The sequence below is a fragment of the Pontibacter diazotrophicus genome (assembly GCF_003367245.1).
GTDB classification, from domain to species: Bacteria; Bacteroidota; Bacteroidia; order Cytophagales; family Hymenobacteraceae; genus Pontibacter; species Pontibacter diazotrophicus.
On the sequence record NZ_QRGR01000014.1, the window covers coordinates 16,299 to 28,979 of the forward strand.

Annotated in this window: 7 protein-coding genes; 2 read left to right on the forward strand and 5 right to left on the reverse strand. The window is 47.7% G+C overall.

Annotated features, from left to right (window positions below):
* Positions 1-134: 134 nt before the first annotated feature.
* The gene (locus DXT99_RS13800) at positions 135-707 is read left to right on the forward strand and encodes an EF-hand domain-containing protein (RefSeq protein WP_115566157.1); all 573 of its coding nucleotides are present in this window, start codon (positions 135-137) and stop codon (positions 705-707) included.
* Positions 708-844: 137 nt separating this feature from the next.
* Here the strand turns inward: DXT99_RS13800 and DXT99_RS13805 are convergent, their stop codons facing one another.
* Positions 845-1,258, reverse strand: a complete 414-nt coding sequence (locus tag DXT99_RS13805; protein WP_181885130.1) for a DUF4625 domain-containing protein — start codon at positions 1,256-1,258, stop codon at positions 845-847.
* A 747-nt stretch (positions 1,259-2,005) separates the two neighbouring features.
* Here DXT99_RS13805 and DXT99_RS13810 point away from each other — a divergent pair.
* Positions 2,006-3,298: a phosphoribosyltransferase family protein gene (locus DXT99_RS13810; RefSeq protein ID WP_115566159.1), complete on the forward strand. Its 1,293-nt coding sequence runs from the start codon at positions 2,006-2,008 to the stop codon at positions 3,296-3,298.
* A gap of 109 nt (positions 3,299-3,407) precedes the next feature.
* Here the strand turns inward: DXT99_RS13810 and DXT99_RS13815 are convergent, their stop codons facing one another.
* The 4 genes from DXT99_RS13815 to DXT99_RS13830 form a co-directional block, all read right to left on the reverse strand.
* The gene (locus DXT99_RS13815; protein WP_115566160.1) at positions 3,408-4,967 is read right to left on the reverse strand and encodes a protein adenylyltransferase SelO; all 1,560 of its coding nucleotides are present in this window, start codon (positions 4,965-4,967) and stop codon (positions 3,408-3,410) included.
* A 167-nt stretch (positions 4,968-5,134) separates the two neighbouring features.
* A complete protein-coding gene (locus DXT99_RS13820) occupies positions 5,135-9,601 on the reverse strand; it encodes a DUF7619 domain-containing protein (protein WP_115566161.1) in 4,467 nt (1,488 codons plus the stop codon).
* A gap of 347 nt (positions 9,602-9,948) precedes the next feature.
* Positions 9,949-11,301, reverse strand: a complete 1,353-nt coding sequence (locus DXT99_RS13825; protein WP_115566162.1) for a sensor histidine kinase — start codon at positions 11,299-11,301, stop codon at positions 9,949-9,951.
* Complete coding sequence (locus DXT99_RS13830) at positions 11,291-12,652, reverse strand: sigma-54-dependent transcriptional regulator (RefSeq protein ID WP_115566163.1); 1,362 nt, start codon at positions 12,650-12,652, stop codon at positions 11,291-11,293. The genes DXT99_RS13825 and DXT99_RS13830 overlap by 11 nt, the downstream gene beginning before the upstream one ends.
* Between the last annotated feature and the right edge of the window lie 29 nt (positions 12,653-12,681).

Sequence of the window (12,681 nt, forward strand, 5' to 3'; positions counted from 1 at the left end):
TAATCTTGAAGTAAATCGTACTCACAGGCACTTTTCTTGATTTAGATTGATTTATATAGACCAATATCTAAAAGTCTCCGTAGATTTTTATAAGCACCTGTAAACCTATTATCCGACATACTGAAAGGAGAGTTATGAAGAAAAACAAAACATACACCCTGAAAGCACTAAGAAATGGATGCTGTTTTTTACTGGTGGCTGGTATGGCAGCCTGTAATGGAGAAACAGAAGTAGTAGAAGACAATGCCTATACCGATGATGTGGCCCTGGCTACCGCCGACACCTGGGACAGGGACGAGTACTATTCAGACTTTACCGCCACGACTTACTATGAGGACTGGGATAAGAACGATGACAACCTGCTGGACGAGGAGGAGTTCACCGCAGGCTTTTATGAGACCTTTGACCAGAACAACGATGGAAGAGTTTCACAGGAAGAGTGGACCAATGTGGTATCGGACTTTGGTATAGATGCGCTGGCAGATTGGCAGGCATGGGATACTGACGGAGATGGTTTTATAGATCGGGCCGAGTTCGATGCAGATTTCGCTGGTATGGGCTGGTACGGCGCCTGGGATACGGACGACGACAACCGGATAACGGAGCGGGAGTATACAGACGGTGTTTTCGCTATATGGGATAAAAATGATGACAATGAACTGGATGAAACTGAGTTCATGAGCTACAGCACGTACTATGGCGATTAAGTAAGGTGGAAGTGTGCGTAATATTCAGATGCCATTGATATGCCGAAACCTAATCGTATCAAAAGAAAAGACCCCTTATTATGAGAGGTCTTTTCTTTTGATATTCCTTTCCGGCGCCGGTATTACATGAAGCCGGCTTACTCTGTCACAAAAACAGAAACATAATGGGATGCCGCGTTTCCCTGTTCGTCTATTGCTTCCACAGTCATGACATATGGGCCCGTAGGTGCTGTTGCATCCAGGGTAATTTCTAAATCTAAATCCTTTTCTCTATCATCGTTCAGGAAATCATTAATGCCTTCTTTACTTAACTGACGCACCGTAATATTAGGGTCAGTTATATACACCCTTACCTCAGCAAGGCCTACGTTGTCCCTTACCTCCGCTCTTAGCTCAATTACGTCACTTCGTGTGAACGTAGCACCGGCGGCTGGAGACGAGATCAGAACAGTAGGAGGAGTAGCATCTACTACAACATCATCGTCATCATCGTCGCAGGCAAAAAAAGACAGTGAAAACAGCACTAATAAAAGCCGATTAATTTGTTTCATAGCATTCATAATTCTTGAGCAAAAAATATTTATGTATTGAGAGGTTTCTTTATGAAGAGCGGATTACTTTAAATAAGAGGCATAGGGAAATTCTGACTAATCTGTCCTGTTCCGGTTGAAGCCTGTGCTCTCAAACCATGGCAGCGTTGCATGCGGTAGCCATAAGATTGAGACATAAAATTTCTTAAGATTAGGGCATTGCAAAACTTAGATGTGTCTTCGCCCGCCTGTTTAGGACGAACAGGTGTATTTTGTAAACTCCCCGCAGAGCCTTTTCTTGAGCTGCTGTAGCGCCCTTTTCCTTAAAATCTGATGCCTTCACCTTCGCTTCTTTCCCGAATAGCATCCTGTCTTAGCTTTCCTCCTGAAGAATGGCCCGAACATAGTACAGTGCCATACTAAAAAGCATGTAAGACTGCTTTTAAATACGTTTTAAAGCTGAAAAGGTGGTGTGGCTTTGTTTACTAAAACAACTTATAAAGGAGCTTTTAACTTGAAAAGCCTTTGTATTGGCACTGGCTGTTAATTGCACGATTTATACTGATAAAAGAACCGGTATATATTCAAACCAAAAGCAGTACTTTTTCGCGAATCTTCATCCTGGCAACGGAGTAAAAATAAGTAGGCAGAATAAAATGACAGCTGAATTAACGTAAGACCTTTCCTGTTTGTTGGTCCCGCTGTGTTACAACGCCTGCCTGCACTATAAGGAAGCACAAACTACCGGTCCATTAAAAATATATGCGAATGACTTTTAGAAACAGAGAAGAAGCTGCCTACCTACTTGCAGAAGATTTAAAGGAGTACCGAAACACAGATGCCGTAGTACTGGCTCTGCCGAGAGGTGGGGTGCCCTTAGGTCATATCATAGCCAGAGAGCTGCACCTACCCCTGGATATTGAATTGATAAAGAAAATAGGGTATCCGGGGCAGCCTGAGTATGCCGTGGGCGCGGTGAGCATGCACAGCCAAGTGCTGAACCCAGACATTGACCTGCCGCAGGAGTACTATGATGAGCAGACAGAGCGTATCCGGGAAGAACTGCGAAATCGCTACGAGCGCTACAAAGGTGCGCGACAACCTGTTGAGGTGGAAGGCAGAACCGTGCTGCTGGTAGACGATGGGATTGCTACCGGTTATACCATTATGGCTGCGGCACAACTCATAAGAGCCGCTAACCCATCCCGGATAGTTATAGCGGTACCAGTGGCCTCCCCCCGTATATTAAATAAGCTTTCAAGGTATGTGGATGAAATTGTATGCCTGTATGCGCCTGATCACTTTCAGGCAGTGGGGCAGTTTTACGAAGATTTCTCAGAAGTAACACACGGCGATGTGGTTCGCCTGCTGACATGGCCAGACACAGACAACAGCAGCGCGAAATCAAACAATCAAAAGCATAATAGGATGGGAGCATATGAAGTAAAAATAAGAATCGGTGCGGAGGAACTGATGGGGAACCTGCACCTACCGGCCAATGCGACAGGCATCGTTATTTTCTCGCACGGCAGCGGCAGTAGCAGGCACAGTTCCCGTAACCGCTATGTAGCCAGTGTGCTGGAAGACGAAGGTTTCGGTACGTTGCTGTTTGACCTGCTCACAGAAGAGGAGGACCGTATTTACGAGAACCGTTTCGACATCCCGCTACTTATCCAGCGCCTGGTGCGTGTAACACAGTGGCTGCAAAGCCAAGAAGAACTACAGCATATGCCAATGGGTTATTTTGGGGCCAGCACGGGGGCAGCCTCGGCCCTTGGAGCCGCCGCCGAACTTGGTGATGCTATCAAAGCAGTTGTCTCCAGGGGAGGAAGACCTGACCTGGCCTTACCTGTTCTGCCACGTGTAAAAGCAGCTACCCTGCTACTGGTCGGCAGCCTGGATTATCCTGTTATAGGCATGAACGAGGAGGCGTATGATGCTCTGAATACCGAACGAACATTAACCATTGTGCCAGGTGCTTCTCATCTTTTTGAAGAACCCGGAAAGCTGGAGGAAGTCGCGCATCTGGCTATGGAGTGGTTCCGTCAATACCTGCGGTAACAGCTATTGAAACTTACTCATGGCCATGCGCTGCTTTTCCCTGCACGTTGTATCCTTGTGTCAGAATGGTTCGGTGCTTCATTTGTGATGCCTCCCTCGCAAAGCTTTCTTATGAACTGCAGGATAACATGGAGCAACCGGCTTTCTGACTTGCCCAGTCTGGTCTTTTGGCGAAGAACTCATCAAACTTATTTGAATACGGCTCCTTCATTGCCTCCTGTAATTTTACAAACAGCTGGTCCTGGCCACGCTCAAGTTCTTCTATAGCCTGGTGCAGCAGGTAGTTCCTTAAAATAATGCGTGGATTATTCTCGCGCATTATTTTCTGAGCAGTTTCCCGGGAGAAGGAGTTCTCCTTTATCCGCTTGCTGTAATTTGTTATCAGGCTATGAAGCGCTTCGGTTTCTGTTGGTGAAGGTTGCTGGTAGAAACTGGCTTCGAAATGCTTCACAACAACCTGCGCTTCTTTCGAGTCGAGGGGCAGGTCGATGAGGAGCTGGTAAAAGATGGTCATATCAGGCTTTAGGTTAGAGAGTGTCTCCTCAAATTGCTCGATGAGATCAACATCCTCTGGTTTCACCTCGTCAAGTCCAAGCTTATTGCCCATCATGGCCAGATATTTTTCAGCAAACACATCACCGTAACTCTCCAGCACCTCAATTAATTCTTTCGTGTCGGGCAACAGCGGGGCAATGGCGCTGGCCAGGCAGCCTAAGTTCCAGTACGCGATGGCCGACTGTTTTCCGAAAGCGTACCTTCTGCCGGGCAGATCAGTGGTGTTGGGGGTAAAATCAGGGTCATAATCATCGAGAAAGGAGAAGGGACCATAGTCGATGGTGAGTCCCAGGATGGACATGTTATCTGTATTCATTACGCCATGCACAAAGCCTACGCGCAGCCACTCCACAATCATACTGGCCGTGCGTTCCATTACCTCTGTAAACCAGGGAAGGATCTTGTCTTCCCCCTGTATATGCGGGTAATAGCGGTTGATGGTCCAGTCAGCCAGCTTTTTAAGATTATCTGTTTCCTTTCTGGCAGCAAGTATCTCAAAATTGCCAAAACGCAGAAAGCTGGGCGACACGCGCATCACAATGGCACCCGGTTCATAGGCTGCGTTGCCATTGTAGAACATATCCCGCAACACAGGCTCTCCGGTGGCCACCAGGCTAAGTGCTCTGGTAGTAGGCACACCCAAGTAATGCATGGCTTCGCTCATCAGGTATTCTCTAACAGAGGAACGTAGCACCGCACGGCCATCGGCACGGCGGGAGTAGGGGGTAGGGCCGGCGCCCTTTAGCTGCAGTTCCCAGGATATACCTTCTTTGGCTTCCCATTCGCCCAGCGTAATAGCCCGGCCGTCGCCCAATTGGCCGGCCCAATGCCCGAACTGGTGCCCCGCATAGCAGGCGGCGTAGGGATGCATGGAAGATGTGATGTTGTTCCCTCCTAAAACTTCTATTTCCTCCTGGCTTTCCGGCTTTTGTATCCCCAACTTCTCCGCCAGTTCATCAGACCATGCCAGTAGGGTAGGTTGCTTTACAGGAGTAGGTATAGCTTTGCTATATAAAACACCCGGTGTTTTCCGGGGCTGCAGGTTGCCGCTTTCATCCCCGTCGAAGGTGTTTACAAATTCATTTTTATATTCTTTAGAGCTAAGGCTTTGCATAGTTTCTCTGTTAAGCTAAAGTTTATGATGGTAAAGGTGTAGCTATTAACAACAGCTTCACCATCTTATTTTAACCTTGTTTTGGGATGAACAGTTATATTGAAATCAAAACAGCACATAATATAAAGAGACTATCGCTTCTTATGCAGCAGCCCCTGCAGGCCGTGTCAGAGTACAGTTAGTTTTTTGATGACGAGGCCTCTGTCTGTTCTTATTTGAAGCACATACAGCCCGGACTGTGCCATACTTATATTCAGCTCCAGCTTTTCAGGCCGTGGGTTGGCAACAGCAGTCGTAACCATCAGTTTGCCAACGGAGCTGTACACTTCCACTGCCTGCACGTCAAAGTCAGCGTGCAGGAAGCTGATGGTAAAGTGGCCGGTGGTGGGGTTGGGGTAGATGGCAATGGCCTGTGTTGGCGTAAGCTCCTCTACTACAAAGTCAGCAGTGCTGTAGGCAGCGCCTCCATATCCCGTTATCTTTACTTTACCTGTCGTGGCGCCCCGCGGTACCTGTACTTTATACCTTGCGTCTGAGGCTTCTAATATGAGCGCTTTCGCACCATTAAAGTAAATCTCATCCTGCAAACCAAGTGTGCCGAAATTCGCACCCGTTATTTCTACTTCGGTGCCTACACTTCCTATAGAGGGTGCCATGGCGAGAAAGACAGGAGCCGGTATTACCTCGAAAGAAGTGTTGCTGGTTGCTTTACCGCCCGGCGTTTCTACCGTTACAAAACCGGATGTAGCACCAATAGGTACTTGCACCGTGAGCTGTCCGGTTGTGGCATTTATTACCTGTGCCTGCACATTCCCGAACATCACTTTGTTTCGGCCTGCAGCCGGTGCAAAATGCGCACCTGCTAAGATAATAGTAGCACCTACAGCGTCTGTGCCTTTGCTCAGGCTACTGATGGAAGGCTGATGCCAGACCACGTATTCCATTGTGCTTTCTGTCTCGCCTCCTTTGGTTTCAATCTTAAACTTTGATGTCACCCCTTCAGCAGGTACCTGCACCACCAGTTCATTGCCTGTGTTGCTGATGATGTCGCATACTATTGTGCCCAGTTTAACGCTCTCTATAAGGCTGGTGCCTAGTTGCGCGCCCTGCAGGGTAACGGTGGAGCCAACTATACCCTCTGCAGGGCTAAAACTGCTGAGTACCGGCGGTTGGAACACTTCAAATACTTCTGTTGTGCTTGCTGCGCCGTCGGGTGTCTCTACTTTTACAGTGCCTGTAGCTGCGCCTGCCGGCACCAGCACACGCAGCTCTGTTTCAGAGGCGCTTACAACAGGAGCCAGCACGCCGTTAAAATATACTTTGTTGCTGGCCGCTGTAGCTGAAAACCGCTTGCCGCTCAAACTTACTTCAGCTCCAAACTTGCCGGCAGCAGGAGCGAAGCCGGAAATAGCAGGAGTGGCGATTATCTGCTCCAGGTTCAGGCGGACACTTTCATCCACAACCAGCGGCATGTCATAGATGCGGTTAACGGTCACGTTAGTCCGGACAGGAGAATTGTAGTCGAAGAAGATATCAGCGAAATTTTCTACGGCTGTCTTTTCCGGCAGGTCTGCTTTTGGTTTTATGCTGAACTGGATATAGCCGTGGCTTCCTGGCTCGTTGCTGGTGCTGTCGGGCAGCATGATGTTATCGAACGTCCAGGTGAGTACTGCTTTTCCTTTCCCGCTTAATTCATAACGGTAGGTGTGCGAGGCGGAGCCGATTTGCAGCGTGCTCAGGTCCAGGTGTTCTGAAAGCGTGTCCACCACCACTACCCGGTAGGCCACATCCGTGCCGGTGTTCTGGAACCGAATTTTATACTTGAGCGCCACACCGGTCGGGGTGTAGTTTTCTTCTGTTCGCCCGACAGGTAACACCAGCTTATCGTTCGGGTCGAAAGAGTCGATGATGGGCAGGCATTCTTCTGCTACCTCGGCCTCTTCGTCGTCTGTAGGCAGGACGTTCACAAATCCGGTATTGAAGACGGTTTGGGTAGCCACCGTATTACACGCTTCTACAGTTGTGCTGGCCATGATGTTGTCGCCGTTTCCGTCGGGCTGGTCTGCCTCCAGCCGTACGGTTCTGCCGCCTGCGGGAACCCAGAGCACCAGGCTGTCGCCGGCAGCCAACCTGTAATCCTCTACCGTAGAAAGTAACCCGTTGATGTACTTTCTGAACTGCTCACTCTCCTCCATGTCAACCTGGCCCATGTTTTTTATCACGAAGCGCACCTTGCCTGTTTCAGGGTTACATGTACCGGTAATGCTAATAACAGGAGCAGGGGGTGCCGTCGGGCTTTGGTTTCCTGGCGTCATCCATGCTTTGGTGCAGACGGTCATGCCGCGTATGCTTTCGTCACCACAAACTACTTTGTCCTGGATGGTTATAATGCTTTTTTGCCCGGCCACCACTGTACCGGCATCAAACACATAGGTGCCATTGGGCAGGCGGGTGTAGGGCTTGTCGGCTGACAACAGTTCTACCTGCTCCGGTAGCTGCAGGTATACTTTCGCATTTTCAGCAGGAGCATAGCCTGTGTTGGAGTAGGTAAGCTTGGTAGTGCTCTCAAAGCAACGGCGGCGGCGTGTAGAAGAGACGCTGGCGGTGAGATAGGGGGAGAGGGTGACTTTATTGGCGAAGCTTAAGCTTGTATCTGCAACTTTATTAGCATCAAAACGAACTGTGTATCCCTCTCCATTTGTGGGACACAACTGCTGTATGAGCTTTCCACTTTGTAAGGGTAAAATCTGTTTTACAGTGTTTTCCTGTTCCCTAACCTCTATTGTGTAAAAGCCTGCTCTATCTGTTTTGCCATAATACGGTCCTGGTGTTACTTCCACTATTATTCCTTCCAGCCCCTGCTCGTTATCTTGGGTGCAGTTACTGTTTAAATCAGAAAAGATGGTTCCCGAGATCCTGTTTGACAGAGGTGCTTCTTCTCCATTTGAATAGACCCTTATGTTATTAAAGAAATATCCATCAGCGATCGCAGTCTTTATCGTTGAACCAGTAGGGCTAACGCCTAATTCTGCACTGGCTAGTTCAAAATTATACCTATACTGGCCCTGGATGATTGTCACTAAATTCCCGGATTGATCGAACTTTTTGATGTCTAGACCATCTGTTACATAAATAAAGCCGTTGTGGTCTAAGGCTATAGAAGCCTTATTTGATAAGTTATAGCTGCCTCCTTTGTCTAGGGCATTAAAGAATGAAATCTCTTTACCTGTATGATCGTATTTTACCACATGCCTATCCTGGATCATGTAAAAGTTTCCGGTCGCATCTATTGACACGTCTTGCACCGGGAAAACATACCCCCTCTCATCAGTCATACCAGTATCAAAATGTATTCTGGCAAGAAGCTTCCCAGTTAAATCATATTTCAAACAATCCCTGTTTTTTAGCAGGTACATGTAGTTCGACTTATCGAAAAAGATGAAGTCGGGGAAGAAGCCCTCAGAAAAATCAGAACTTTCTGCCATGCTCGAAACATATTCCCCTTTATAAGAAAACCTATGTACGTTTCCCTTTTCATGCTGAGCAACTACATAAACATCTCCCTGATTGTCTAATGCAAGATTATATATAGGATAGTAAAAAGAATCCTTATCACCCGCACCACCAAAGCTCCGGATAAACTGGCCGCTTTTGTCAAAGAAGCCGACCTTGTTCTGACCTGGTTCATTAACAGAATAAAAATTACCAACAGCATCAAATTTTAACTTGACATTTACCTCTATTTTGTTCCTGCTGTTCGGGCCACTGTTCCCGAAAGAAGAAAGAAAGTCTAGCTGGGGAGTAAATACCTGTATCCTGTTCCCGGATGCATTACCTGGATTTTCCAAAAGGTATAGATTCCCTTTTGAATCAAAGTCTAAGCGAGTAAAGTATGGCGCCGCTATCTTTCCCTCTTCAGGTCCCTGACTTAAATAAGTTGCAATTAATCTGCCTTCGCTATTGTGTTTTTTTACCTGGAAATCATTCGTCAGGTAAATATTTCCATCTTTATCAATGGCCATGCCTCCATTGGCAGAGTAGCCGAAGGAAATTGTAATGTCAGGAGTTCCATTTGGATGCAGCCGCTCAAATCTATTGTTAATTAAAACATTTAGTTTGTTGTCTGCATCTACTTTAATATGGTAAGGCTGTGACACTTCACCAATGACCTGTAACAGAACTCCATTTTGGTCGAACTTCTGAATCCGGTCGTTGTTCGTATCTGCAACAAATATGTTACCCTCTGTATCCAGGTCTATGCCCTCGGCACCATTAAACTGACCAGGCTCTCCGCCCTGACTTCCAAAAGACATCAACAGGCGGCCATCCGCATCATATTTATAAACTCTATCATCGTCCTTAATAACATAAATGTTGCCTTGGCTATCTGTAGCCAAAGCCCGGCCCTCATACGCATCATCTAAAAAAAACTCCTTTATGAGCTTTCCCTCAGGGCTGAATAGCTTATAACTATAGTAGTCTGCAACAAATACATTGTCATCCAGTGTTATGAAAAAGTCCATCGGTTTATTCAGCGTCTGCCCCAGAAGAGACTTTAATGTGTAATCCTGACCCTGCGCAAAAGAACAGATGTAAAGAAAAATGAAGCAGAAGAAAAGTAAAGCTGTTTTCATAAGCTACTAATGGTTTTTTCCGAAGGTATTAATGCGGTGTAAATGTAAGAATCAAATTATAATAATATAGGTATGTTTGCTTTCATTCCTGCTCCTGGCCATTTACATCAACTTTATGAAAGTTTTTGTCTTAGCAATTGCCTGAAGTGATCCGGAAACTTTATTATTTGCCTCTGCTTTCAATTTATCATGTAAGAGCACAGAGGTTTCCTGTTATGGTGGTAAGCGGATATGATGCCTGCTCAAAAGGCAGAATCAGCAGGTGCTGAAAGTTTCAAGGAAGATTTAAGTGCGCTTTTTCTTCATATATGAAGGAAACAGCGTCTTAATAGCAGACAGGGTTCTTTTCACCCAAACCGCAAAATAAACACCGTTCCCACGCCTTCTTCTGATTGTACCTGGATGGTACCTCGATGGAGCATCACGATTTGCTTGCAAAGGCTCAGGCCGATGCCGCTGCCTTGTTTTTTGGTACTGAAAAAGGGGATAAAGATTTTCTCCTGTACTTCCCTGGACATACCTGCGCCGTTGTCACTTACTTTAATAACAATTTTGCCGTCTGTGCCGATGTTGGCGCTCAGGGTGATTTCTGGTTCAGGAACGTCTTTCACAGCTTCCATGGCGTTCACCAGCAGGTTAATGAGGACCTGGTCTAACAGGTTAGGGTCGGCCTGCAGGAAGAGGTGCTGGTCTGCCAGCATAATGTTGAGTTGGATATGCTTTTGTGCCAGCGTGGGCTGCATGAGGCGGTGCAGGTTGGTGAAGAGCTCTTTGATGTTGACCTGGTTCAGGTTCAGCGTTGTAATCTTACTGAGGTTGCGGTAGGTCTGGGCAAATTTTAACAAGCCTTCACTCCGGCGTTTGATGGTGCCGACACCCACTTCCAGGTCTTCGAAGTCCTCGGTGGTGGCACCTGTGACTACGGCTTCTTTCAGGCGGTTCTTCAGCGTATCTGCCAGCGAGGAAATGGGCGCGATAGAGTTCATGATTTCGTGCGTCATCACGTTCAGCAGCTTTTGCCAGGCCTGTGATTCTGTTTCGTCCAGTGCCTCGTTTACGTTCTGGAAAGCTACCAGTTTATACCTGTTCCCATTACTTTGCCAGGCTGTTGCCGACAGCAGCACTTTAATAGTGTTCTTCTCCAGGTGCGTGGTATGGGCAGTGGTAATTTTGCTTTGCCCCGGCTGCAGGTCCACCACATCCGCATACAACTCCTTGTCCCTTTTCTCCAGGTAATGGATTGTTTTCATGAAAGGAACATGCAGGAGCTTCTTGATGGCTTCGTTCATGAGCAGCACTTCACCGCTGTTCATATCGTAGGTGACGATACCGGTTTCTACCATTTCCAGTATTTTCTGGAGGTGCTGGTGCTGGGTTTCTTTTTCCCGGTTAATGCTCTTGAAAGTAGTGTTGATTTCGTTAAAGCCTTTCCGAAGGGCAACCAACTGGGCGGAGTCATGCTTTTCGGTGAAGTACCTCGAGAAGTCGCGGTAATGGACAGACTCCACAAACTGGTTCAGTTCTTCCTGTGCCTGCTTCAGGAAACGGATGAGCTCAAAAACCTGGTATATGATAAGGGGCACCAAAAAAACCAGCGCCTCCGGCAAGCCTTTAAAAATAACAAAGGCAGGTGTGCTCAGGGTAATGCACAGGAGTATCACCCGAAGTATCAGCTTTCCTTCAAAGTTCTTAAATGTCATACTTGCCCAGTCGCCTGTATAATGCAGTGCGCGTAATGCCTAACTCTTTGGATGCCCTGGAGAGGTTGCCATGGTGCTTTTCCAGCACCCGCAGGATGGTGGTTTTCTCAAGCTCTTCGAGGTTTGTCTCCTGCTGCAGGTTTTCTGCAGACGGAGCCGCTTCTATAGGAGAGAAGATGATGTCATTTGCCTCCAGCACGTCGTTATCCGCCATAATCACAGCCCGCTCAATGGCGTACTGCAACTCCCGCACGTTGCCCGGGTAATGGTAGCTCTTTAGTTTCTCCAGCCCTGATTTAGCTAATTCCGGCGCAGGCTTCATATACTTGTTTGCGTACACGGTGATGAAATGCCGCGCCAGCAGCACAATGTCATCGCCACGCTTGCGGAGCGGTGGAACGGTAATTTCTACGGTATTAATGCGGTAGATAAGGTCTTTGCGGAAGCGGGCTTCGTTTGCCATTTCTGCCAGCGATACGTTGGTGGCGCACAGCAGGCGCACATCTATATCCACGGGTTCGTTGGCACCCACGCGTATCACCTGCCGGTTCTGCAGCACACTGAGCAGCTTCGACTGCTGGTGCAGCGAAATGTTGCCGATTTCGTCCAGGAAAATAGTGCCTTTATGGGCGGCTTCAAAACGACCGGCACGATCTTCTCGCGCATCGGTGAAAGCACCTTTTTTATGGCCGAACAATTCACTTTCAAACAGCGACTCAGTCAGCGCGCCCACATCCACTTTTATAAAAGGCTTATCGGCGCGCAGCGAGTGCTGGTGAATGGCTTTGGCGATGAGTTCTTTTCCGGTTCCGTTTTCTCCCAGAATCAGGATGTTCGCGTCAGTTGGCGCTACTTTTTTTATCTTGAAAAAGATATCCTGCATCACTTCCGATTCTCCTAATAATTCTGAACCAATCACCGATGTGCTGTCGGCAGGGGAGGAGGAGAGTTTCGCGCCATTGCTTTTTTTGCTGATGGCTTCCTGTATGGTCGTCAGCAGTTTTTCATTGTGCCAGGGTTTTACCACAAAATCATAGGCGCCTTCTTTCAGGGAACGGATGGCCAGGTCGATGTCGCCATAGGCGGTGATCATGATAACGGCGGCGGTTGACTTCAGCGCTTTTATTTTCTTGAGCCAGAAAAGGCCTTCGTTTCCGGTGTTGATGGAGGAGGCAAAGTTCATGTCCAGCAGGATCACGTCGAACGAATGGTGCGTCAGCAGGGAGGGTATGTTCTCCGGGTTCTTCTCGGTCATAATTTCTTTTACCTGCGGCCGCAGCAAGAGCCGGACAGCCGTGAGCACGTCGGTGTCATCATCGACAACAAGAACAGAAGCCTTTTTCAGTTGCATAAGCACTATCTATATTAGAGCATGTTTAG